This window comes from Saccharopolyspora shandongensis, from assembly GCF_900106995.1.
GTDB classification, from domain to species: domain Bacteria; phylum Actinomycetota; class Actinomycetes; order Mycobacteriales; family Pseudonocardiaceae; genus Saccharopolyspora; species Saccharopolyspora shandongensis.
The window spans coordinates 1-22,471 of sequence record NZ_FNOK01000074.1; the positions used below are offsets into that span (position 1 = coordinate 1).

The following is a 22,471-nucleotide window of genomic DNA, read 5'->3' on the forward strand; positions in this document are numbered from 1 at the left end:
CGGTCGCACGGGAGGGCATGGAGACCGCGGTGTTCTTCTTCTCCAGCGTCCAGTCCGCCGGCGGCGGCACCGTGCTGCCGCTGGTCGGCTTCCTGATCGGCATCGCGATCTCGATCTTGCTCGGCTGGCTGCTCTACGCCGGGGCGATCAAGGTCAACCTGTCGAAGTTCTTCACCGTCACCGGCGTGCTGCTGGTCTTCGTCGCCGCCGGGGTCTTCGCCTACGGCGTGCACGACCTGCAGGAGGCCGGGATCCTGCCCGGCCTGAACACGCTCGCCTTCGACGTCAGCAACATCATCCCGCCGACGTCCTGGTACGGCGCGCTGCTGAAGGGGATCTTCAACTTCTCCCCGCAGACCACCGTGGTCGAGGCCGTCGTCTGGGTCGGCTACGTCGCGATCGTCCTGCCGCTGTTCCTCCGCCCCCACCGCCCCGTCGAAACCCGCACCGGAGATGCCAAGTGAACCTCAATGCCCGCACCCTGGTGCCCGCGCTCGGCGCGGTCCTGCTCGCGGCCGGATGCGCCGGCCAGCCCGGCGGCGGTGCGCCCGGCGCGATCACCGTCGAGGCCTCCGACGACGCCTGCAAGCTGTCCACGACCTCCGCCGCGGCCGGCACGATCCGCTTCGACATCACCAACAAGGGCAGCCAGGTCACCGAGTTCTACCTCTACGGCGAGGGCGGCCGGATCGTCACCGAGGTCGAGAACATCGGCCCCGGCCTGAACCGCCAGCTCGTCGCCGAGGTGCCGCAGGGCGGCAAGTACACGACCGCGTGCAAGCCCGGCATGAAGGGCGACGGCATCCGCGGCGAGTTCACCGTGACCGGCTCCGCGGCGGCGCAAAGCGGTGCCGCGGCGCAGGCCGTCACCGAGTACAAGCAGTACGTGGACGGGCAGGCCGACGAGCTCAAGGACAAGACCGCCCAGTTCGTCGCCGCCGTGAAGGCCGGTGACGTGGCGCAGGCCAAGCAGCTTTACGCGCCGGCCCGGCTGCCGTGGGAGCGCATCGAACCGGTCGCGGAGAGCTTCGGCGACCTGGACCCGAAGATGGACGGCCGGGAGGCCGACCTGGAGCCCGGGCAGGCGTTCACCGGTTTCCACCGGCTGGAGAAGGACCTCTGGGTCACCGGCCCGCAGCCGGACACCCCGGCCATCGCCGACCAGCTGCTCGCCGACGTCGACCAGCTCGTCGCGCAGACCCGCACCGTCGAGCTGACCCCGGCGAGCATCGCCAACGGCGCCAAGGAACTGCTCGACGAGGTCGCCACCGGCAAGGTGACCGGCGAGGAGGAGATCTTCTCGCACACCGACCTGTGGGACTTCCGGGCCAATGTGGACGGTGCCAAGCAGGTGGTCACCGTGCTGCGCCCGGTGCTGACCGAGAAGGACCCGCAACTGGTGGCCACCCTGGACGAGAAGTTCGCCGCGGTGGACGCGCTGCTGGCGCGCTACCAGGTCGGCGACGGGTTCCGGCTCTACACCGAGCTGAGCCCGGAGCAGGTCAAGGAGCTGGCGGCAGCGGTGGACGCGCTCGGCGAGCCGCTGAGCAAGACCGCGGGCGTGGTGGCCCGATGACCGGAGTCTCCCGCCGCCGGCTGTTCGGGCTGGCCGGAGCGGGCGTCGCCGTCGCGGGAGCGGGCGCCGGGGCGGGATACCTCGCGACCGCCAGCGGCGACGAGTCGGAGACGGTGCCCTTCCACGGTCCGCACCAGGCGGGCATCGTCACGCCGGCCCAGGACCGCATGCACTTCGTCGCCTTCGACGTGACCACGACCGACCGCGCCGAGCTGGTCGCACTGCTGCGCGACTGGACCCGGGCCGCGGAGCGGATGACCGCCGGGCAGGAGGCGGTCGCGGACGGCGCGGTCGGCGGGCACGCCGAGGAACCGCCCGGCGACACCGGGGAGGCGCTCGGCCTGCCCGCGTCCGCGCTGACGCTGACCATCGGCTTCGGGCCGTCGCTGTTCGACGGGCGCTTCGGCCTCGCCGACCGGCGTCCCCCGGCCCTCGTCGACCTGCCGCACTTCCCCGCCGACGCCCTCGACCCGGCGCGCAGCGGCGGCGACCTGTGCGTGCAGGCCTGCGCCAACGACCCGCAGGTGGCGGTGCACGCGGTGCGCAACCTGGCGCGCATCGGGTTCGGCAAGGTCGCGGTGCGCTGGTCGCAGCTCGGATTCGGCCGCACCGCCACGACGTCGCGGAACCAGAGCACGCCGCGCAACCTGTTCGGCTTCAAGGACGGCACCAACAACCTGAAGGCCGAGGACACCGCGGAGCTGGACCGGCACGTGTGGGCCCAGCCCGGCGACGGCCCGCAGTGGATGACCGGCGGCAGCTACCTGGTGGCGCGGCGGATCCGGATGCACGTCGAGACCTGGGACCGGACGTCGCTGGGCGAGCAGGAGACCATCGTCGGCCGGACCAAGGGCAGCGGCGCACCGCACGGCGCGGCCGACGAGTTCGACCAGGTGGACCTGCAGGCCCGCGGCCCGGACGGCGAGCTGCGCATCGCGGAGGACTCGCACATCCGGCTCGCCGCGCCCGCAACGCACGGCGGCGCGCGGATGTTGCGCCGCGGCTACAACTTCACCGACGGATCGGACGGCCTGGGGCGGCTGGACGCCGGGCTGTTCTTCGTGTGCTTCAACCGCGATCCGCGCACCCAGTTCATCCCGGTGCAGCGGCTGCTGTCCAAGAAGGACCTGATGATGGAGTACCTCCAGCACAACGGTTCGGCGATCTTCGCCTGCCCGCCGGGCACCCGACCCGGCGGGCACTGGGGCGAGTCGCTGTTCGCCTGACGACCCTGCCGCACTCCAAAGACTCCCAATTTTAGGCAAAATCGGAAGCCTCCCCCACTCGCACCGCGATGTCGGGAACGAGAACCTCCCAATTTTAGGCAAAATTTGGGGGCCTCCCGGCGCAACTCCGGGATCAGCTGGTGCCGCCGAAGCGGGGCAGGCCGCCGTCGGCGATCCAGGCGTGCACGATGCGCTGATCCGTGTAGAAGTCGATGCTCCGGGTGCCTCCCTCGTGGCCCACCCCGCTGGCCTTGATGCCGCCGAAGGGCGTCCTCAGGTCCCGGATGTTGTGCGAGTTCAGCCAGAGCATCCCCGCCTCGACCTGGTTGGCCACCCGTAGGCCGCGCTTGAGGTCGTTGGTCCACACGTAGGCCGCCAGGCCGTACTTCGTGTCGTTGGCCAGCCGCACCGCCTCGGCCTCGTCGTCGAACGGCGTCACCGCCACCACCGGGCCGAACACCTCCTCCCGGAACAGCGTGTGCTCCGGGGTGACGTCGGCGAACACCGTCGGCTCCAGGAAGTTGCCGTCCGGCAGGTGGTCCGGCCGCTTGCCGCCGGTGACCAGCCGCGCGCCCTCCGCCTCGGCCTTCGCCACGTGGCCGATCACCTTGTCGAAGTGCTCCGGGTGGATCAGGGCGCCCAGCTCGGTGGACTCGTCGTCGGGCGGGCCGACCTTGAACCGCGCGGCGCGCTCCCCCAGCTGCCGCACGAAGTCGGCGTAGATGCTGCGGTGCACCAGCACCCGCGAACCCGCCGTGCAGCGCTCGCCGTTGAGCGAGAACACCCCGAAGATCGCGCTGTCCAGGGCCGCGTCCAGGTCGGCGTCCGCGAAGATGATGTTCGGCGACTTGCCGCCGAGCTCCATCGACAGGCCCTTGAGCCCGTCGGCGGCGTTGCGCATGATCACCTGGCCGGTGGCGGTCTCGCCGGTGAACGACAGCACCGGCACGTCCGGGTGCCGGACCAGCGCGTCGCCGGCCTGCTCGCCGATGCCGTGCACGATGTTGAACACCCCGGCGGGCACGCCCGCCTCGGCGAAGATCTCCGGCAGCAGGCTCACCGACAGCGGCGACCACTCGGCCGGCTTGAGCACCACCGTGCAGCCGGCGGCCAGCGCGGGCGCCAGCTTCCAGCTCTCCAGCATGAACGGCGTGTTCCACGGCGTGATCAGCCCGGCCACGCCCTTGGGCTTGCGCACCACGTAGTTGAGCTGCACGTCGGCGACCCGGTAGGCCTCCTCGGTCTGCACCACGATCAGGTCGGCGAAGAACCGGAAGTTCTCCGCCGCGCGCTGCGCCTGCTGCTTGACCTGGGAGATCGGCAGGCCGGTGTCGAAGGATTCCCACCGCGCGATCTGCTCGCCGCGGGCCTCGATGCCGTCGGCGATCCGGTTGAGCACTCCCGCGCGGGCGCGGTTGCGCATGTCGGCCCACCCGCTGTCGCGGAACGCCTCGGCCGCGGCCCGGACCGCGCGGTCGACGTCGGCGGCCTGGCCCGCGGCGGCGCGGGTGTACTCGGTGTTGGTCGTGGGATCCAGCACCCCGAAGGTCTGCCCGCCGGCGCTGGGAACCTGCTCGCCGCCGATGTAGTGGGTGATCAGCTCAGGAACCTGCTCCGGCGCGTTGCTCATAGTTCGCAGTCCTCTTCCTCTAAGCCCGTCCACGTCCGGTGATCCCGCAGTTTCAACTGCGGCCACCGCTTGCCCGGCAGCAGGTTCAGCTCGGGATCAGGTCGCCGCCCTCGGCCAGCAGGGCCTCGATCCGGGCGCGGCCCCCGTCGGTGAGCGGGATCAGCGGCGGCCGGACGTGGTCGCTGGCGATCAGGCCCCGCTCCGCGAGCACCGCCTTCACCGCGGACGGGTTGGTCTCGGTGAACACGAGCTCGACCAGCGGGTGCAGCCGGTAGTGCAGGTCGATCGCCTCGTCCACCCGACCGTCCACATAGGCCTGGTACATGTCCGCGACCGCCTTCGGCGCCAGGTTGGCGACCGCGCTGACGAACCCGACGCCGCCGATGGCCAGCAGCGGCAGGCACAGCAGCTCGATGCCGGACCACATCAGGAAGTCGCGGCCGCAGGCCTTGAGCACGTGCGAGAAGTGCTCGAAGTCCTTGGTGGTCTCCTTGATCCCGACGATGTTGTCGTGCGCCCGGCGCAGCCGGGCCACGGTGGCCGGGTCGACGCTGACCGCGGTGCGGCTGGGCACGTTGTAGACCACGATCGGCAGGTCCGGGTACTCCGCGGCGACCGTCGAGTACCAGGCGAACAGCGCCTCCTGGGTGGGCCGGGCGTAGTAGGGCGTGATCACCAGGGCGATGTCGGCGCCGAGGTCGCGGGCGTGCCCGGTCAGCTCCAGCGTCTCGTCCAGCTTCGCCGACCCGGTGCCCGGCAGGAACGGCACCCGGTCGGCGGTCTCCGCCGCCACGATCTCCAGCGACCGCTTGCGCTCCGCGAGCGTCTGGGCGCTGGGCTCGCCGGTGGAACCGCCGCTGGAGATGCCGTGCGAGCCGTTGGCCAGCTGCCAGCGGACCAGGTTGCGCAGGCCCGCCTCGTCGAGTTCGCCGGCCGCGGTGAACGGCGTGATCACCGGCGCGATCGAGCCCCTGACCTGCGTCGGGTCGGCGCGGAACCTCATCGTTCCTCCTCTTCTTCGGCGGTCGTCTGCAGCGAGGCCACGGCCGCGCGAGCGGTCCGCAGCGTGTGCTCCCGCGCGAAATGCTCCACAGTGGACTCCGGCGCGCCGCAGGCGACGAGCTGCAGCAGCGCCTCGTGCTCGGCGAAGGATTCGGCGTAGCGCTCGGGGACCAGCGCGAAGCTGGACCGGCGGATCAGGTCCAGCCGCGACCACTCCCGCTCCAGCAGGCCGAGCAGGTGCGCGTTCGAGCTCGCCCCGCACAGCGCGCGGTGGAACTCCCGGTTGAGCTCGGTGTAGGCGCGAGCGTCGCCCTGCTCGGCCTTGCGCTTGAGCTCCTGGTTGATCGCCCGCGCCCGGTCGAGCTCGGCCGCGCTGATCAGCCGCGCGCCCGAGGCGGTGGCGAAGCCCTCCAGCAGCGCCAGCGCCTCCATGCTGTTCAGGTACTGGTCCGGGTCGATCGAGGTGACCTGCGCGCCCACGTTGCGCTGGTAGCTGACGTAGCCCTCGGCCTCCAGGCGGCGGATCGCCTCCCGCACCGGGACCACGCTCATGTCCAGCTCGCGGGCGATCTGCTCCAGCACCAGCCGCGCGCCCGGCGCCAGGGTCCGCTCGACGATCTGCTGCCGGAGGTGCCGGTAGGCGATCTCGGACTTCGACGCGCCCGCGCCGTCCTGCGCCGCCGTCACGCTGCGCCGTCCCGCCACTGCTGGTACCGCTCCCGCCATTCCCCGCTGAGCGGGTACAGGCCCTCGATGCGGTGGCCCGCGTCGACCTGCCGGTAGATGAACCGCTCCTGGCGTTCCTGCTCGGCGGCGTCGGCCGCGATCTCGTCGGCCAGGGCGGGCGGGATGACGACCACGCCGTCGTCGTCGCCGACGAGGACGTCGCCGGGTTCGACCAACGCTCCCCCGCAGGCGATCGCGACGTTGTCCTCCCACGGCACGTGCCGGTTGCCCAGCACGGCGGCGTGATGGAAGGCCGCGAAGGCCGGGATTTCCAGGTCGGCGAACGAGCCGCTGTCGCGCACCGCGCCGTCGGTCACGATCCCGGCGCCGCCGGCGCGTTGCACCCGCAGCGCGAGGATGTCGCCGATGGTCCCGGCGTGGGAGTCGCCGCGCGCGTCGATTACCAGCACCTCGCCGGGCCGGATGGAGTCGACCGCGGACTTCTGCGCGTTGTAGCCGCCGCCGCGCTTCTCGAAGAGGTCTTCGCGCAGCGGCAGGTAGCGCAGCGTGTGGGCGCGGCCGAGCAGCCGGGTGCCGGGCTTGGCCGGGCGGACCGATTCGATGAACGCGTGGTGGATGCCGCGCTTGCGCAACTGCGCGGAGATCGTCGCGGTGGCGACGCCGCGCAGGTTCCGCTCGGTCTCGTCGGGGAGCCCGAGCCCGGCCGGTTCACCGAAGGCGTCCCTCCGGTCCTTTTCGGACAGTGCCGGGAGGGCGCCCGGCCCGCTCATCGGTTCTTCGCCCTCGGCGATCACCGTCCGGAGCCTGCCGCCGTCGCCGACCTCGACCTCGACGACGTCGCCGGGCCGGACGATCGGCGGCGCCGCCGGGGTGCCGGTGAGGATGATGTCGCCGGGTTCCAGGGTGAGCGACCGGGACAGGTCGGCGATCAGGTAGTCGAAGCCGAACAGCAGGCCGCCGGAGTCGTCCTCCTGGACGAGTTCGCCGTTGACCCACAGGCGGATGGCCAGGTCGTGCAGGTCCACCTCGGCGGGATCGATGATGGCCGGGCCGACCGGGGTGTAGCCGTCGGCGCCCTTGCTGCGCACGTTGGAGCCGCGGTCGGCGTAGCGCAGGTCGTAGCAGCCGATGTCGTTGGCCGCCGCGATGCCGCCGATGTGGTACGCGGCGGATTCCAGCGGGACGTTGCGCGCCCGCTCGCCGATGATGACCGCGATCTCGCCCTCGACGCCGAGCGCCTCCGCACCGCGCGGGCGCACGGCCGCGTCGCCGTGGGCGGCCAGCGACGACGGCGGTTTGAGGAAGTACGACGGCTCCCGGGGCGTCCGGCCGCGCTCCTGGGCTCGGCTGCGGTAGTTCAGGTGCACCGCGATGATCTTGCTGGGCGCCAGGCCCAAGGGGTGCGACACCGGATTCCTCCCGTCGGGCGCACGATCCGTTCGCCGAAATGATGAACCGAAATCAGATACGATGTCAACCAAGATCGACACGACCAGCCGAACGACCTGATCGGGTTTTCTTTCAACATTAGGGAGTATTGACGCTTTCTGAGCCGCTGCGTAATCTCCAACGCCATCCAATCATATATGATTCTGGTAGGTGCGCGAATGCCTGTCCCCGCTCCCGACGTGGTCCGCGCCGCGGACGCCGAGCTGGCCGTCACCGATCTGCCGCGTGCTCGCCGGTTCTGGGTGGACGCCCTCGGTTTCGAAGCCATCGAAGAGGACGACGAGGTCATCTACCTGCGCGGCTACGAGGAGTTCCTGCACCACAGCCTCGTGCTGCGCAAGGCACCGGAGCCCGGCCTGCGGCGGCTGGCGTACCGGGTGCGCACGCCAGAGGACGTCCAGCGCGCCGAGGAGTTCTTCGCCGCCAAGGGCCTGCCCACCCAGGTGGTGCCGGCCGGCACCACGCGCGGCATCGGCGAGGCGGTGCGCGTCGAGGACCCGCTGGGCTTCCCGGTCGAGTTCTTCCACCACGCCGAGCACGGCCCGCGGCACGTGCAGCGCTACGACCTGCGGCGCGGCGCGGAACCCGCGCGCATCGACCACTTCAACGTGCTGACCCCGGACGTGCAGGCCGCGCACGACTTCTACGCCGAGCTCGGCTTCCGCACCTCCGAGACCATCGAGGACGACGACCGGCTCTACGCGGCGTGGATGTTCCGCAAGTCGACGGTGCACGACATCGCCTTCACCGGCGGCGCCGGGCCGCGGCTGCACCACATCGCCTTCTTCGTCCCGGAGTCGCACCACATCCTGCGCGCCTGCGACATCCTCGGCGCCACCGCCGACCACGCCCACATCGAGCGCGGGCCGGGCCGCCACGGCGTGTCCAACGCCTTCTACCTCTACCTGCGCGACCCCGACGGCCACCGGCTGGAGCTCTACACCAGCGACTACTACACCGGCGACCCCGATCACCCGACCGCCCGGTGGAGCGTGCAGGATCCGCGCCGCCGCGACTTCTGGGGCCACGACGTGGTCGCCTCGTGGTACCGCGAGGGATCGACCGCCTTCGGCCTGGACGGCGAGCCGAAGCCGCTGGTGCACCCGCCGGTGTCGGAGGAGACGGTGCACGTGGGCGCCGACGGGATCGGCGTGGTCACCGAGGCGCGGCTCCAGCAGTCCTGACCATCTCGCGGGGCGTTTCTGCAGCAGGCCGAAGCACTCACCCGAAGTGTCCACAGCGGACGGTTCCACTCAACGCAGAGGCGGATCCATGAGCAACGCTGAACAGGCGCGTCGCGCCAGGCTCGCCAGCATGGTCGGCACCACCATCGAGTGGTACGACTACTTCCTCTACGGCACTGCGTCGGCGCTGATCTTCGCCCCGCAGTTCTTCCCCGACCTCTCCCCCACCGCCGGGAAGCTGGCCGCGTTCGCCACGCTCGCGATCGGGTTCGTGGCCCGGCCGCTGGGCGGGGTGCTGATGGGGCACTTCGGCGACCGCATCGGCCGCAAGTCGATGCTGGTGTTCTCGCTGCTGGTGATGGGCTGCTCGACGATGGCCATCGGCCTGCTGCCGAACTACCACGCCTGGGGCGCGTGGGCACCGCTGGCGCTGGTGCTGTGCCGGGTGCTCCAAGGCATCAGCGCGGGCGGCGAATGGGGCGGGGCCGCGCTGATGGCCGTCGAGCACGCGCCCCGGAACCGGCGCGGATTGTTCGGCTCTTACGCGCAGATCGGCACCCCGCTGGGCATGGTGCTGTCCACATTGGTCTTCCTGGCGGTGCGCGGCGCCACCTCCGCCGAGCAGTTCGCCGCCTGGGGCTGGCGGGTCCCGTTCCTGCTCAGCATCGTGCTGGTGCTGCTCGGCCTCTACATCCGGCTGCGGGTGGTGGAAAGCCCGGTGTTCGCCGAGGTCCGGGAGCGGCGGGCGAGGCTGCCGGTGGCGAAGGTGCTCCGGCACCAGCCGAAGGCGCTGCTGGTCGCCACCGGCACCTTCGTCGGCAACAACACCCTCGGCTACATCTTCATGGTGTACCTGGTCAGCTACAGCGTCGACGAGGCCGGGCTGGGCCAGCAGACAGCGCTGGTGAACCTGCTGCTCGGCTCGGTGGCCTGGCTCGCGCTGACGCCGCTGTTCGGCGGCCTCTCCGACCGCATCGGCCGGCGCAACGTCTACCTGCTCGGCAGCGCGCTGAACCTGCTGTGGGCGTTCCCGCTGTTCTGGCTGATCGACACGCGGGCGGCGCTGATGGTCCTGCTGGCCCAGGTCGTGTACCTGGTCGGCGTGGCGGCGACCTACGCGCCGCAGGCGGCGCTGTTCACCGAGCTGTTCCGGCCGGAGTGGCGCTACTCGGGCGCGTCGCTGTCGTACTCGCTCGGCGCGGTGCTCGGCGGCGGCTTCGCGCCGATCATCTGCACGGCCCTGTTCGGCCACTTCGGCACCACGGCCGCGATTTCCGGCTACGTGGTGGTGGTCAACCTGATCAGCCTGGCGGCGATCGCGGCCATCCCCCGCCACCTCGGCAAACCGGCGCGGCACCGCGATCCGGCCGCCGTCTGACGACCAGCGGGTGCGGCGGGGCGGCGCGATGATTGGCGCATGGACGTCACCGAAGTTCTGCTCCCCGGGGTCGGGCTGCGGTACGAGTTCACCACCACCGACGGCCAGCGCATCGGCGTGGTGGCTCGGCGGCGCGGCGACTTCGAGTTCGTCGCCTACCCCGGCGACGATCCGGACGAGGTCCGGCTGCTGTTCCGGCTCAGCGAGGCGGAGGCCGACGCGGTCACCGAGATCCTCGGCGCCCCGCGGATCGCCGAGCGGTTCGCCGATCTGACGCGCGAGGTGCCGGGGCTCAGCGCCGGCCAGGTCGAGGTGACCGCCGGCTCGCCGTTCGACGGGCGCACCCTCGGCGAGACCCGCGCCCGCACCCGCACCGGCGCGTCGATCGTGGCGGTCGTGCGCGGCGAGGACGTCATCGCCTCGCCCTCGCCCGGCCAGGGCCTGCAGGCCGGGGACATCCTCGTGGTGATCGGCACCCAGCAGGGCATCACCGGGGTGGAACGCATCCTGGCGGGTTGAGCTGCCGTGCACACCTCGATCGCGCTGCTGCTGGAGCTGGGGATCGTCCTGATCGTGCTCGGCGCGGTCGGCACGGTCACCCGGCGCTTCGGGGTGTCCCCGATCCCGCTGTACCTGCTGGTGGGGCTGGCGGTGGGCGAGGGCGGCATCGCGCCGCTGCCCGCCGCACGCGACTTCGTGGAGATCGGCGCGTCGATCGGCGTGGTGCTCCTGCTGCTCACGCTCGGCCTGGAGTTCTCCATCGAGGAGTTCACCGTGACGCTGCGCCGGCACGTCCCGTCCGGGCTGCTGGACATGGTGGTCAACGCCGCGCCGGGTGCGCTGGCCGGCTGGCTGCTCGGGCTGAACGCGACGGGGATCGTGGCGCTCGCCGGGATCACCTGGGTGTCGTCGTCGACGATCGTGTCCCGGCTGCTGGACGACCTGCACCGGCTGGGCAACAGGGAAACGCCGGCGGTGCTGTCGATCCTGCTGCTGGAGGACTTCTCGATGGCCGTGTACCTGCCGATCCTGGCGGTGCTGGCCACCGGCGGCACGGTGCTGCACGGCCTGGCGAGCGTGTCGGTGGCGGTCGGCGTGCTGCTGCTGGCGCTGGGCGCGTCGCGGCGCTGGGGGCATCGCGTCGGGCACCTGGTCGAGGACGGCGACACCGAACAGCTGCTGCTGCGGATCGTCGGGTTGTCGCTGGTGGTGGCCGCGATCGCGGAGCTGGCCGGGGCGTCGGCGGCGGTCGGGGCGTTCCTGGTGGGGCTGGCGCTGACCGGCCCGCTGGCCGAAAGGGTGCGGGCGCTGGTCGCGCCGCTGCGAGACCTGTTCGCCGCGGCGTTCTTCCTGGCGATCGGCATTTCCGTGTCCCCGGCGGCGCTGTTTCCGCTGCTGCCGGTGGCGTTCGCGCTGGCCGCGGTGACGGCGCTGACAAAGATCGGCACCGGCTGGTTCGCGGCGGCCCGCGCCGGGGCGGGGCGGAAGGGCCGGCTGCGCGCGGGCAGCGTGCTGATCGTGCGCGGCGAGTTCTCGATCATCATCGCCAGCCTGGTGGCGGTCCAGGGCGACAGCATCGGCGCCCTGGCCACCGGCTACGTGCTGGTGCTGGCGATCGCGGGCCCGCTGATCACCTGGTGGTTCAGCCCTCCCCTGCGCCAGGCCTGAGCTGCTGCGTCAGGTTCACGGCGTTGCCGTCGGGGTCGAAGACGTGGGCGACGCGCTGGCCCCACGGCATGTCGTTCGGCGGGCCCTGGACCCGGCCGCCGAGCGCCTCCACCTGGTCGAGGAGGGCGTCGACGTTCTCGACGTCGAAGCTCAGCAGCACCCGCCCCGTCGGGCCCGCCTCGGCGTCGCGGCCGACCACCAGGCCCAATTCGGCGTCATCGATCTGCAGGCCGATGAAGAACGTCGGATCGCCGTCCGGGATGCGGAACTTCTCCACCGCGCCGAACAGCGTCGTGTAGAAGTTCAGCAGCCGGTCCAGGTCGGGCGTGTTGATGATCGGCTGAATCGCCACGGCGGATGCCTTCCTCGTCGGGTGAACACGGTCTCCGCAGGGGCAGACCGCCTGCGAGCCGGGAACTCATCGGTGCCGCTCACGCGCGGTGCAGCGCCGTGGTCACCTGGGTCCGGGCGACGAGGCGGCCGCGGTGGAAGACCGCGCGGTCCTCGGTCGCGCCCGCCACGGCTTCGTCCAGATCCGCCGCGCGGATCGCGAGGAGCTCCGCCGGGTCGCCCGGGCGCAGGCCCACCGGCGGCAGGTTCAGCACCGTCCTGGCCTGGTCGGACACCGCCGCGTAGGCCGCCGCGGTGTCGAAGTGGCCCGCGGCGACCAGCAGCGAGGCGATCTCGAACGGATCCGCCCGCCCGACGGCGTTGAACGGGTCCCGCCAGTTGTCGCCACCACCGGCCAGCACGGCGCCCGCGCGGCGCAGCGCGTCGATGGCCGTCAGCCCTCGCGGCACCCGGACACCGCCCTCTCGCCCCTGCAGGTACAGGTTGGTCTGCGGCAGCGTGATCACCGCGACGCCCGCGGCCGCCGCGTCCTTCGCGACCAGGTCCGCGGTCTCCGGGTCCTGCTGGCCGAGGCTCACGCAGTGCGAGGCGGCGACCTTCCCGCCCATGCCCGCGCGGGCGGTCTCCGCGATCAGTTCCCGCAGCGAGAGCACGCTCGCATCGGTGGTCTCGTCGGTGTGCAGGTCGACCAGCCGCCCGTATTCCTTTGCGGCGGCGAGGTATTCGCGCACCGCCTGGGCCGGGTCGGGGTCGGCGTAGGGCAGGCCGCCCACGACGTCGGCACCCATCCGCAGGCCTTCGTCCAGCAACTCGCGAGCCCGGGCACCGGCAGCGCCGGAGACCGGGCCGACGAACGCCACCACCTGGAGGTCGACGATGTCGGCGTACTGCTGCCGCAGGTCGAGCAGCACCTTCAGCGGGCGCGTGCCGTTTTTCGCGTTGACGTCCACGTGCGTGCGGATCGCGGTGTAGCCGTGCCGCACGGCCAGCTCGATGCCCCGGCTCGCCCGCTCCCGCACGTCGTCGTCGGTCATCGTAGGCGCGAGCGCCGACATGACCTCGATCGCCCCGGCCAGGTCGCCGGTCGGGTTCGGCACCCGCCGCCCGAGGAACGCCTTGTCCAGGTGCGCGTGCGTTTCCGCCCCGGACGGCAGCAGCAGATAACCGGTGAGGTCGAGCTCGTCCGCTCCCCCGCCGTCCCCGCCTATCGCGGCTATCTTGCCCTGGTCCAGCAGCACGTCGGCGCGGCGGCCGTCGGGCAAGGTGGTGCCGCGCAACAACAAGCGCCCGCCCGCCGAGCCCGTGGCGGATCCGCCGGTGCACGCGGCGGCACCGGCGGCGACCAGCGCACCGACCATCACGGCGCGCCGGGATACCTGCGTTTTCTGAGCAGCCAAGCCTGCCAACTCGACCCCAACCGTCGACGGGCGCCAAGCACCCTCGGGAGCTTTCGCGGGGGCTCCCTCGACACCGGCCGGGATGATCACCGTAGCGGCTCGACCACGCGCTGACATGCCGCCGTTCGGAGGCAGGGGACAATGGGGCGGTGACGCCGGAGGCGACCGTGCTGGTGCGCATCGATCCGGATCTGCGGTTCTTCGCCGCGCCGCGGCACCGGGTCGAGCAGTTCGAGCTGCGCTACGACGGCACCGCCACGCTGGGGCACCTAGCCGAATCCGTCGGGGTGCCGCTCACCGAGGTGGGGCGGCTGCTGGTCGACGGCGTTCCCGCAGGTCCGGGCCACCAACCGCGGCCCGGCGCGACCATCGACATCTATCCGGTCCAGCGCCCGCAGCCGGTCGCGGCGCGGTTCGTGCTGGACGTGCACCTGGGCAAGCTGGCGCGGCGGCTGCGGCTGCTCGGCGTGGACACCGCCTACCGCAACGATTCCGCCGACGACGAACTGATCGCGCAGGCCGAGCGGGAGCGGCGGGTGCTGCTGACCCAGGACCGGGGCATCCTGCGCCGCCGGGCGCTGTGGGCGGGCGCTTACGTGCGGGGCGCCGATCCGGCGCGACAGCTGGCGGACGTGATCGGCCGGTTCGCGCCGCCGCTGGCGCCGTGGACCCGCTGCACGTCGTGCAACGGCCCGCTGATCGAGGTGTCCAAACAGGACGTTCTCGCTGAGATCGAGTCGGGAACCCGCCGCAACTACGACGAATACGCGCGCTGCGGTGACTGCGGCCAGGTGTACTGGCGAGGCGCGCACGCCCGGCGCATCAACGCGATCATCCGAGCGGCACGCCTCGCGCATCCCGGGGTCGGCGCATGAAAACGCGTTTCGCGGACGTGCCGTCCGCGCTAGCTTGTGCAAGCGAGGTCAGTCCCCAGCAGCGAGGATTCATGCCCCGGAAACTCCAGGTAGCGCAGGATGGACGCGGCGCGTTCACGACGATCCGCGACGCCCTGGATGTCGCCGGCCGAGAAGCGGTCATTTCCATCGCTCCGGGCGATTACCAGGAGTCGATCATCATCCGGCGGCGGCACGTCACCCTCGCCGCGATCGAACCCGGCACCGTCACGATCGCCGATCCCCAGCGCAAGGACGCCGGGATATCGGCGGAAGATTCCACGGTGCGGCTCGAAGGGCTGGTGGTGCGTTCCGCCGGAAAGCCGGCCATCGAAATCTCCGGCGGTGAAGCCCAGATCATCGATTGCGCAGCATGCGCCAACACCGGCACGGGCGTGGTGGTCCGCAACAGCGCCGAGGCGACCATCCGCGGCACCGACATCTCGGACTCTCGGAACGGGCTCCTGATCACCGGGGACGAGCACAGCCGGGAGCGCCCCTCGGTCGAGGTGGAGAACTGCTCGATCCGCAACATCGCCGAGGATGCGATCACCGTGCGCAAGGGCGCGGTCGCGCAGGTGCGCCTGTGCACCGTCACGCACGCAGGCGGCCGGGGAATCCACCTCGACAGCGCCAACAGCGTGTCCATCGAGCAGTGCGAGATCGCGCACGGCTCGGGCACCGGAATCGAGGTCCGCTCCTACCAGGTCACGATCTTCGAATGCTGGGTGCACGACCTGGACGGGATCGGCATCGTCTGGGGCGAGCGGGCCGGTGGTGTGCTGCATTCCCACCTGGTGGAGAACACCGCAGCACCCGGCATCCTGCGGGAATACCTGTGGCAAGGGCAGATCCGCGTGCCGGCGCGCCACTTCCGGAGCTAAGTCCTCATGCGAAATGGGTGGCGATTTCGCGCGAAATCGCCACCCACGCAGGAGCCTGGATCAGCCGGTGACGGCGTTGAGCACCGGGAGGTACGCCTTGGCGTGGCCGTCGACGTCCGGGTGGAAGGACTCCACCAGCGGGTTGCTCGGGCCGTTGATCCACTCGTCGGAGGAGCACACGCCGTGTCCGGCGAATGCGTCGCGGGCGTCGGCGAAGGTGAACCCGGCCGCGTCGGCCCGGTCGGAGATCACCTCGGTCAGCACGTCGGCACCGTCGTTGATCCGCTGCCGCTTGGCGTTGGAGAAGAACGGGATGCCGCAGTCGCCCTGCTCGGTGAGGCGCGGGTAGCCGAGCACCACGACCTTGGCGTTCGGGGCGGCCTCGCGGATGTTGGCATAGGTCGTGTCGAGCTTGGCGGGCAGTTCGTTGCGGGCCCGCTCCTCGCCCTTGCTGACCGCGGAATCGCAGCCGCTGTCGTTGCCGAGCAGGCAGTCCTGGATGACGCTGCTGAAGCCGATGTCGTTGCCGCCGATGGAGATGGTGACCAGCGTGGTGTCCGCGCTGAGCTGGTCGAGCTGGTCGGCGTTGACGTCATCGGTGACCGCGCCCGAGCACGCCTCGAACGCGAAGTTCGAGACCTCGTGCGAGTCGGCCCACAGCTGCGCGTAGGCCTTGGGGCTGCGCAGGCAATCCCCGCTGTCGTCGGTGTACTCGCGGGTGCCGACCCCGGAGGCGTAGGAGTCGCCCAGCGCCGCGTAGTTCTCGGCGGCGGGCGCGGCGAACGCCGGGGCGGCAAGCACGGTGCTCGCCGCCGCCACGGCGGCAGCAGCGCCGACGATGTGCCGTAAGTGACGCATTCTTCCTCCGATCGGAGTTCGAAATCGCCACCATTCAAGGAGAAGTCCGCAGCACATCGAAGAAATTGGCGAGTACCCGCCAGTAACGGCGGAAACGGCACAGAACGCCCGCCCACAACAGCCGCTGTACGGGTGATTCCCGGCTCCACCCGCCACCACAGTGGACCCATCCCCATTGCGCCGAGCAGTGTCGGCAACGTTCGCCCGAACAGCGCAGGTACACGCGATGAAGGCGCCGCCAAGCGCTCGAGAGCCCGCTGTAGCGGCTGTTTTGGATGTGGTGGCGCGGGATCGCGGTAAATCGGCCGGTGGCTGCAAAGTCGTGCAGCGAACGGCCTGTTCACCTCGCCTATCGAGGCAAACAGGCCGTTCACTCCACACCAGCCGATACGTACCAACCCCGGACCGCTACAGCGAACGGACCCCGAGGATGATCACACGGGGTTCACCAGGCGTCGCCGTCGCGCCAGTCGCAGGTCAACGAGCCGGTCAGGTCCAGCGGGGCTTCCGCCGGGAGGACGAAGATGAAGCCGTCCTCATCCGCCGTGCGCTGGATTCCCGTTGGTGCCAGGGCGAAAGTCGGCCCCTGCCAGCGCTGCCAGCCCCGCGCCTCGTACAGCGCCGCTCCTTCGTCGCTCGCTCCCAGCGCCCCGAGGTCGTAGGCGCGGCGGATCACGCCCTCCAGCTCCGCCATCATCGCTGCCGCGATGCCTCGGCGTCGCCGGTCCCCTCGCACCGCCACCGCCTCGACATAGCCCGCGCGCAGGGCGCGGCCGTCGTGCAGGAGGCGCCGCTGGATCACCGATGCGTGGCCGATCAGCTCGTCGCCTTCCCACACCAGGGCGTGGATGCCGCCCAGGCAGTGCTCCCAGTCGTGCTCCGTCATGTCGTCTTCGAACACGTTCCAGAGCAGCGCCCGGGCCGCCTTGATCGTCGCTTCGTCGAGGTCGGCGGTATGCGCGGTCCACACTTCGGTCATACCGCCCATCCTGGCAGCGATCAGTGCGCGTCCGCGACTGATTTGCCCGCCAGCGCCGACCGCCGGTAGCCGTAGAACCCGTAGACCAGCAGGCCCACGACCATCCAGCCGACGAAGCGCGCCCAGGTCACCCAGTCCAGCTGGCTGATCAGCCACAGCGAGAACACCACGCCGATCGCCGGCACCACCGGCACCCACGGGCAGCGGAATCCCCGCTCCAGGTCGGGACGTTGGCGCCGCAGCACCACCACCGACACCGCGACGACGATGAACGCCACCAGGATGCCGATGTTGGTCAGCTCCGCCGCCTCCCGGATCGGCAGCAGGCCCGCGATCAGCGCCGACACCACGCCGACCACCCAGGTGACCCGGTGCGGCACCTTGCGCACCTCGTGGGTCTTGGCGAACCAGGCGGGTAGCAGCCCGTCGCGGCTCATCGCGAACCACACCCGCGTCACCGCGAGCATGTTCGCGAACATCGAGGTCACGATGCCGAACACCGCGCCGACCGCGACGATCAGCGCGAGCCCTGGCAGGCCGACCGCCGCCAGCGCGCCGGAGAACGGGCTGCGGACGTCGATCTCGCTGTAGTGCTGCATTCCGAGCAGCACCACGCACACCAGCACGTAGATCACCGTGGCGATGCCCAGCGAGTAGATGATCGCGCGCGGCATCGCCCGCCGGGCGTCGGCCGATTCCTCCGCCGCCGCGCTCATCGCGTCGTAGCCGTAGACGGCGAAGAAGGCCGTTGCCGCACCGGTGATCGCGCCGCCGAGCCCGTAGGGCAGGAACGGCGTGTAGTTGCCCGCGTTGATGTGGAAAGCCCCGGCCACCACGACGACCAGGACCAGCACGATCTTCATCACCACCAGCGCGGTCTCGACCCGCGCCGAGGACTTCGCGCCGCGGTTGAGCAGCCACGCCAGCAGCAGGCACAGCACCATCGCGAACAGGTCGACCACGTGGCCGTCGCCGGTGCCGGGCGCTCCCAGCATCCAGGCGGGCAGGTCCAATCCGAGCTGCCCGACCAGGTACGACAGGTAGCCGGAGACCCCGATGGCGACCACCGCGACGATCGCGGTGTACTCCAGCAGCAGGTCCCAGCCGATCAGCCAGCCGGCCAGCTCGCCGAGCACCGCGTAGGCGTAGGTGTAGGCCGAGCCCGCTTTCGGGATCATGCTGGTGAATTCGGCGTAGCACAGCGCCGCGGCCGCGCTGGCGAGGACCGCGATCAGGAACGACAGCAGCACTCCTGGCCCGGCGAGCTCGTTGGCGACCACGCCGCTGAGGGAGAACACCCCGGCGCCGACCAGGCCGCCGAGGCTCAGCGCGGTCAGCTGCCAGGTGCCCATCACCCGCTTCAGGCCGGCACCCTGCGGCGGGTCGTCGATGTCGTCCACCGGTTTGCGCCGCAGCACGCCACGGCCGTTCACGCCGATCATTGGGCCACCTCCGGGAACGAGGGCACGCCGGAGTGGCCCCAATTTTGCCTAAAATTGGGAACACTCCACCCCGGCACGCCCGCCTGCGAGCTCACGCGGGAACTATCCGAATTTGCCTAAAATTGGGAACTTTCCGCACCGGCGCGCCCACCTGCGGCATCGCGCGAGAATCGTGGGATTCCAATTTTGCCTAAAATTGGGATCCTCCGGTGCGCCGGTCGCGGGGAATTACAACGTGAAGCCGGTCGGGAACGGGTCGGTCGGGTCCAGCAGGTACTGGGCCATGCCGGTGATCCAGGCGCGGCCGGTGATCGTCGGCACCACCGCCGGCCGGTCGCCGACCTGCGCGGTGTCCACGAGCCGCCCGACGAACCTGGTGCCGATCAGGGATTCGTTGACGAAGTCGGTGTCCAGTGCGAGCTGTCCGCGCGCGTGCAGCTGCGCCATGCGCGCGGAAGTGCCCGTGCCGCACGGAGATCTGTCGAACCAGCCGGGGTGGATCGCCATCGCGTGCCGGGAGTGCGCGGCGTCGCTGCCGGGCGCTTCGAGGTAGACGTGCTTGCAGCCCGCGATGTTCGCGTCGAGCGGGTGCTGCGGGCGGCGTTGCTCGTTGATGGCCGCCATGATCGCCAGTCCGGCGTCCAGCATCCGGTCCTTCTCCGCCTTGTCGAAGGGAATTCCGAGGTCGGCCAGCGGCGTGATCGCGTAGAAGTTGCCGCCGAAGGCCAGGTCGTAGCGCACCTCGCCGAACCCAGGCACCTGCACCGACGCGTCCAGCTCCACGGCGAACGACGGCACGTTGCGGATGGTCACCGACTCGGCCTGGCCGTCGCGGACCGCCACCTCGGCCACCACCAGCCCGGCCGGGGTGTCCAGCCGGACCGTGGTGACCGGCTCGACCACCTCGACCATGCCGGTCTCCACCAGCACGGTCGCGACTCCGATGGTGCCGTGCCCGCACATCGGCAGGCAGCCGGAGACCTCGATGTAGATGACGCCCCAGTCGGCGTCCGGGCGGGTCGGCGGCTGCAGGATCGCGCCGCTCATCGCCGAGTGCCCGCGCGGCTCGTGCACCAGCAGCTGACGGATGTGGTCGAGGTTGTCGACGAAGTACCGGCGCTTGTCGGCCATCGTCTCGCCCGGCACGACGCCGACGCCGCCGGTGATCACCCGCGTCGGCATGCCCTCGGTGTGCGAGTCGACGGCGCTGAAGTAACGGCGCGACCGCATCACTTCTCCTTGCTCTGCAAGTACTTCACGGCACGCTCCATGTCGGCGTCGACCTGCGCCAGCATGGCCTCAGGCAGCGGTCCGCGCGGCGGGCGGCAGGGCCCGCCGAAGCGGCCGACGATCTCCATGCCGCGCTTGATGGCCTGCACGAACTCGGTGCGCGAGTCCCACCGGAACGCGGCCACCAGCGGCTCGTAAAGCGCCCGCGCCTCCTCCACCTTGCCCGCCCGGGCGAGCTCGTAGAGGCGCACCGATTCGGCCGGGAAGACGTTCGGGAACCCGGCGAACCAGCCGCCCGCGCCCATCAGCAGCGATTCCAGCACCACGTCGTCGGCGCCGGACACCACGTTCAGCCCGGGCGCCTGCTCGCGGATTTCCAGCACCCGCCGGACGTCGCCGGAGAACTCCTTGATCGCCGCGATGTTGTCGATCTCGGCGATCTCGCGAACCACGTCGGGGGTGAGGTCGACCTTGGTGTCGATCGGGTTGTTGTAAACCATCACGGGCAGGCCGGCGGCCGCGACCTGCTCGAAGTGGTGCAGGAGTTCGCCCTTGTTGGCGCGGTAGATCGTCGGCGGCAGGCACAGCACCCCGTCCGCGCCGTCCTCGGCGGCGAGCTCCGCCCAGTGCCTCGCCTCGTGCGCGCTCGGCGCGTGCACGCCGACGATGACCGTCGCCCGGTCGCCGACGGCCGCGATCGCGGTCTGGGCGACCTTGCGGCGCTCCTCGTGGGTCAGCGACGAGTACTCGCCGAGGGAGCCGTTGGGGCCGACGCCGTGGCAGCCGTTGTCGACCACCCAGCGGCAGTGCTCGGCGTAGCGGTCGTAGTCGACCCGCAGGCCGGCCGGGGCCGACGCGTCTTCGGCGTAGGGCAGGGCGGTCGCGACGACGACGCCACCGAGATCGTTGCTGGAAGTCACTTCTCCTCCTCGTCACAGGTTGGGATGCCGGCCAGGTCGGCGAGCCGGATCGGCGCTGCGATCGGCCGCCGGGCAGGGGTTTCCGGGTCCGGGAGCGGTTCGCCGAGCAGTCGCGCGGCGAGATCGGTCGCGTTCTGCCCGCAGATCCGGCCCTGGCAGGGGCCGAGGCCGACACGGCAGAGCAGCTTCAGCGAGCGGGCGCTATGCGCGGCGCGCTGCTGCACGGCCGCTTCCAGCTCGCGGTACGGGACTTCTTCGCACCGGCACACGAGCGTGTCGGGTTCCAGCCACTCGGGCCACGCCGATCCGATCGGGTGGGCCCGGGCTAGCGCCTGGGCGAACTCGCGTCCACTTCGGACTTTCATGAGAGCTTGGCGCGCTTGGGTCTCCACCTGGTTCCAGGTGGCGGCGCCGACGTGCACGGCCGCGGCGAGACCGGCGACAACGCCTTCGGCTGCGGCGAGCTCGGCACCACCGATGCCGGTCGCTTCGCCGGCCGCGAACACGCCCGGCGTGGACGTCCGCTGCGCCGCATCGACCTCGACGAACCCGTCGACGATCCGGCAGCGCGCGGCCAACGCCAGCTCCAGCTGCGGCACGAAACCGTGCCCGACGCACACGGCATCGACCTCGAACCGGCGCTCGGTGCCGGGAATCGGCCGCCAGTCGGAATCCACTTTGGACGTCGCTACTTCCCGCACGCGGTCGTCTCCGTGCGCCGCGATGACAGCAGTGCGCGTCCGGTAGGGCACGCGCCCGGCGAAGCGGGCCGCGTAGCCCGCGAGCTCCTGGAGCTTGCCGAGCTGCCCGGCGGCCGCCGCCGACTGCCGCAGCCACGCGGCCGGGTTCCCGGCCTCCAGCACGCCGACGACCTCGGCGCCCACGTCGAGCAGCGACTCCGCCACCGGCAGCAGGAACGGCCCCGTCCCGGCGACCAGCACGCGATGCCCGACCGCGATCCGCTGCCCCTTCGCCATCGCCTGCGCGGCCCCCGCGCTGAACACCCCGGGCAGGTCCCAGCCCGGGAACGGGAGGACCCGGTCGTGCGCCCCGGTGGCCAGCACCAGCGCATCGGCACGCAGTGCAGCAAGCCGTCGGCCTGGAGCATCGGCGGGGCCGCTTTGGACGTTGAGCCACCGGTCGGGTTCCAGCGACCACACCGTGCTGTCCGGCAGGTGCGTGATCAGCGGGTTCGCCAGGATCTCGTCCCGGAGCGCCCGGAACGACCGCCAGTCGTGCTGGATGAGTTCCGGTCGCCGCGCCGCGAACTGCTCCGGCAGCTGGCGGTGGAACTGCCCGCCGAGCTGCTCGGCGGAGTCGATCAGCACCACCTCGGCACCGGCTCGCGCTGCTTGCGCGGCGGCGTTCATGCCCGCGGGTCCGCCGCCGACGACCACGACGCTCATGACTCGCCTCCCGGCAGTTCGGCCCCGTGCTGGGTGCGGATGACGTCGCCGGGCTCGACAACGCGTTGGCACGCCCGCACATCCGGCACGTCGTTCACGACCAGCAGGCAGTCGAAGCACGCGCCGATGCCGCAGAACAGCCCGCGCGGCCGCCCGTTCTCCCTGGTGCTGCGCCAGGACGTGCGGCCGATCGACATCAGCACGGCGGCGACCGTCTGCCCGGCCCGCGCGGCGACGCGTGCCCCGTCCACCTCGACGGCGAACTCGCCGGAGTACCTCGGCTGCGCCGGATCCCGCCGGCTCGGGGTCAG

The 22,471-nt window shown here is 71.2% G+C and carries 22 protein-coding genes; 9 read left to right on the plus strand and 13 right to left on the minus strand.

Annotated features, from left to right (window positions below):
* From BLW84_RS41410 to efeB, 3 genes are all read left to right on the plus strand, one after another.
* A partial coding sequence (locus BLW84_RS41410) for an FTR1 family iron permease (protein ID WP_177226986.1) occupies nt 1-464 on the plus strand: 464 nt, incomplete at its 5' end.
* Nucleotides 461-1,576 (plus strand): iron uptake system protein EfeO, encoded by a 1,116-nt coding sequence (efeO, locus tag BLW84_RS41415; protein ID WP_093277445.1) that lies wholly within the window; start codon nt 461-463, stop codon nt 1,574-1,576. The genes BLW84_RS41410 and efeO, both read left to right, overlap by 4 nt.
* On the plus strand, nt 1,573-2,802 hold the full coding sequence (gene efeB, locus BLW84_RS41420; protein WP_093277446.1) for an iron uptake transporter deferrochelatase/peroxidase subunit: 1,230 nt from the start codon (nt 1,573-1,575) through the stop codon (nt 2,800-2,802). The genes efeO and efeB overlap by 4 nt, the downstream gene beginning before the upstream one ends.
* A 133-nt stretch (nt 2,803-2,935) precedes the next feature.
* Here the strand turns inward: efeB and hpaE are convergent, their stop codons facing one another.
* From hpaE to BLW84_RS41440, 4 genes are all read right to left on the minus strand, one after another.
* A complete protein-coding gene (gene hpaE, locus BLW84_RS41425; RefSeq protein WP_093277448.1) occupies nt 2,936-4,432 on the minus strand; it encodes a 5-carboxymethyl-2-hydroxymuconate semialdehyde dehydrogenase in 1,497 nt (498 codons plus the stop codon).
* 85 nt (nt 4,433-4,517) lie between these two features.
* Nucleotides 4,518-5,435, minus strand: a complete 918-nt coding sequence (gene dapA, locus BLW84_RS41430) for a 4-hydroxy-tetrahydrodipicolinate synthase (RefSeq protein WP_093277449.1) — start codon at nt 5,433-5,435, stop codon at nt 4,518-4,520.
* Complete coding sequence (locus BLW84_RS41435) at nt 5,432-6,121, minus strand: GntR family transcriptional regulator (RefSeq protein WP_245761751.1); 690 nt, start codon at nt 6,119-6,121, stop codon at nt 5,432-5,434. Before BLW84_RS41435 ends, dapA begins: the two co-directional genes overlap by 4 nt.
* Nucleotides 6,118-7,530 carry a fumarylacetoacetate hydrolase family protein gene (locus BLW84_RS41440; protein WP_093277453.1) on the minus strand — a complete coding sequence of 471 codons (1,413 nt, stop codon included), beginning with the start codon at nt 7,528-7,530 and terminating at the stop codon, nt 6,118-6,120. Before BLW84_RS41440 ends, BLW84_RS41435 begins: the two co-directional genes overlap by 4 nt.
* A 198-nt stretch (nt 7,531-7,728) precedes the next feature.
* Between BLW84_RS41440 and hpaD the strand changes: the two genes are divergently transcribed.
* The 4 genes from hpaD to BLW84_RS41460 all read left to right on the plus strand — a co-directional run bounded on the left by hpaD (nt 7,729) and on the right by BLW84_RS41460 (nt 11,800).
* Nucleotides 7,729-8,754: a 3,4-dihydroxyphenylacetate 2,3-dioxygenase gene (gene hpaD / locus BLW84_RS41445; protein WP_093277455.1), complete on the plus strand. Its 1,026-nt coding sequence runs from the start codon at nt 7,729-7,731 to the stop codon at nt 8,752-8,754.
* An 88-nt stretch (nt 8,755-8,842) separates the two neighbouring features.
* A complete protein-coding gene (locus tag BLW84_RS41450; RefSeq protein ID WP_093277457.1) occupies nt 8,843-10,132 on the plus strand; it encodes an MFS transporter in 1,290 nt (429 codons plus the stop codon).
* Nucleotides 10,133-10,171: 39 nt separating this feature from the next.
* The gene (locus BLW84_RS41455) at nt 10,172-10,651 is read left to right on the plus strand and encodes a cation:proton antiporter regulatory subunit (protein ID WP_093277458.1); all 480 of its coding nucleotides are present in this window, start codon (nt 10,172-10,174) and stop codon (nt 10,649-10,651) included.
* Nucleotides 10,652-10,657: 6 nt separating this feature from the next.
* Nucleotides 10,658-11,800 carry a cation:proton antiporter gene (locus tag BLW84_RS41460; protein WP_093277460.1) on the plus strand — a complete coding sequence of 381 codons (1,143 nt, stop codon included), beginning with the start codon at nt 10,658-10,660 and terminating at the stop codon, nt 11,798-11,800.
* Here BLW84_RS41460 and BLW84_RS41465 read toward each other — a convergent pair.
* On the minus strand, nt 11,775-12,152 hold the full coding sequence (locus BLW84_RS41465) for a VOC family protein (RefSeq protein ID WP_093277461.1): 378 nt from the start codon (nt 12,150-12,152) through the stop codon (nt 11,775-11,777). The genes BLW84_RS41460 and BLW84_RS41465 overlap by 26 nt on opposite strands.
* 79 nt (nt 12,153-12,231) lie before the next feature.
* On the minus strand, nt 12,232-13,548 hold the full coding sequence (locus BLW84_RS41470) for an amidohydrolase family protein (RefSeq protein ID WP_143061297.1): 1,317 nt from the start codon (nt 13,546-13,548) through the stop codon (nt 12,232-12,234).
* 149 nt (nt 13,549-13,697) lie between these two features.
* Here BLW84_RS41470 and BLW84_RS41475 point away from each other — a divergent pair, with 149 nt between their 5' ends.
* Both BLW84_RS41475 and BLW84_RS41480 read left to right on the plus strand, forming a co-directional pair.
* A complete protein-coding gene (locus BLW84_RS41475) occupies nt 13,698-14,423 on the plus strand; it encodes a Mut7-C RNAse domain-containing protein (RefSeq protein ID WP_093277464.1) in 726 nt (241 codons plus the stop codon).
* Nucleotides 14,424-14,494: 71 nt separating this feature from the next.
* Complete coding sequence (locus tag BLW84_RS41480) at nt 14,495-15,325, plus strand: right-handed parallel beta-helix repeat-containing protein (RefSeq protein WP_177226987.1); 831 nt, start codon at nt 14,495-14,497, stop codon at nt 15,323-15,325.
* Nucleotides 15,326-15,385: 60 nt separating this feature from the next.
* Here BLW84_RS41480 and BLW84_RS41485 read toward each other — a convergent pair whose 3' ends face one another.
* The 7 genes from BLW84_RS41485 to BLW84_RS48685 form a co-directional block, all read right to left on the minus strand.
* Entirely contained in the window at nt 15,386-16,183 is a 798-nt protein-coding gene (locus tag BLW84_RS41485) for an SGNH/GDSL hydrolase family protein (RefSeq protein WP_093277467.1), read from the minus strand.
* Between the two features lie 445 nt (nt 16,184-16,628).
* Nucleotides 16,629-17,162 carry a GNAT family N-acetyltransferase gene (locus tag BLW84_RS41490; RefSeq protein ID WP_093277468.1) on the minus strand — a complete coding sequence of 178 codons (534 nt, stop codon included), beginning with the start codon at nt 17,160-17,162 and terminating at the stop codon, nt 16,629-16,631.
* A gap of 20 nt (nt 17,163-17,182) precedes the next feature.
* The gene (locus BLW84_RS41495) at nt 17,183-18,604 is read right to left on the minus strand and encodes an amino acid permease (protein WP_093277470.1); all 1,422 of its coding nucleotides are present in this window, start codon (nt 18,602-18,604) and stop codon (nt 17,183-17,185) included.
* 228 nt (nt 18,605-18,832) lie between these two features.
* A complete protein-coding gene (locus BLW84_RS41500; RefSeq protein WP_093277471.1) occupies nt 18,833-19,834 on the minus strand; it encodes a proline racemase family protein in 1,002 nt (333 codons plus the stop codon).
* Nucleotides 19,834-20,754 (minus strand): dihydrodipicolinate synthase family protein, encoded by a 921-nt coding sequence (locus tag BLW84_RS41505; RefSeq protein ID WP_093277473.1) that lies wholly within the window; start codon nt 20,752-20,754, stop codon nt 19,834-19,836. Before BLW84_RS41505 ends, BLW84_RS41500 begins: the two co-directional genes overlap by 1 nt.
* Nucleotides 20,751-22,160 carry an NAD(P)/FAD-dependent oxidoreductase gene (locus BLW84_RS41510; protein WP_093277474.1) on the minus strand — a complete coding sequence of 470 codons (1,410 nt, stop codon included), beginning with the start codon at nt 22,158-22,160 and terminating at the stop codon, nt 20,751-20,753. Before BLW84_RS41510 ends, BLW84_RS41505 begins: the two co-directional genes overlap by 4 nt.
* The gene (locus BLW84_RS48685; protein WP_425441827.1) at nt 22,157-22,471 is read right to left on the minus strand and encodes a (2Fe-2S)-binding protein; all 315 of its coding nucleotides are present in this window, start codon (nt 22,469-22,471) and stop codon (nt 22,157-22,159) included. The genes BLW84_RS41510 and BLW84_RS48685 overlap by 4 nt, the downstream gene beginning before the upstream one ends.

Excerpts from the sequence above, each read along its gene's own strand:
- efeB (WP_093277446.1), top strand. The coding sequence starts at position 1,573 with ATGACCGGAGTCTCCCGCCGCCGGCTGTTCGGGCTGGCCGGAGCGGGC.
- hpaE (WP_093277448.1), bottom strand. The coding sequence starts at position 4,432 with ATGAGCAACGCGCCGGAGCAGGTTCCTGAGCTGATCACCCACTACATC.
- dapA (WP_093277449.1), bottom strand. The coding sequence starts at position 5,435 with ATGAGGTTCCGCGCCGACCCGACGCAGGTCAGGGGCTCGATCGCGCCG.
- hpaD (WP_093277455.1), top strand. The coding sequence starts at position 7,729 with ATGCCTGTCCCCGCTCCCGACGTGGTCCGCGCCGCGGACGCCGAGCTG.
- BLW84_RS41450 (WP_093277457.1), top strand. The coding sequence starts at position 8,843 with ATGAGCAACGCTGAACAGGCGCGTCGCGCCAGGCTCGCCAGCATGGTC.
- BLW84_RS41455 (WP_093277458.1), top strand. The coding sequence starts at position 10,172 with ATGGACGTCACCGAAGTTCTGCTCCCCGGGGTCGGGCTGCGGTACGAG.
- BLW84_RS41480 (WP_177226987.1), top strand. The coding sequence starts at position 14,495 with ATGCCCCGGAAACTCCAGGTAGCGCAGGATGGACGCGGCGCGTTCACG.
- BLW84_RS41485 (WP_093277467.1), bottom strand. The coding sequence starts at position 16,183 with ATGCGTCACTTACGGCACATCGTCGGCGCTGCTGCCGCCGTGGCGGCG.
- BLW84_RS41490 (WP_093277468.1), bottom strand. The coding sequence starts at position 17,162 with ATGACCGAAGTGTGGACCGCGCATACCGCCGACCTCGACGAAGCGACG.
- BLW84_RS41495 (WP_093277470.1), bottom strand. The coding sequence starts at position 18,604 with ATGATCGGCGTGAACGGCCGTGGCGTGCTGCGGCGCAAACCGGTGGAC.
- BLW84_RS41500 (WP_093277471.1), bottom strand. The coding sequence starts at position 19,834 with ATGCGGTCGCGCCGTTACTTCAGCGCCGTCGACTCGCACACCGAGGGC.
- BLW84_RS41510 (WP_093277474.1), bottom strand. The coding sequence starts at position 22,160 with ATGAGCGTCGTGGTCGTCGGCGGCGGACCCGCGGGCATGAACGCCGCC.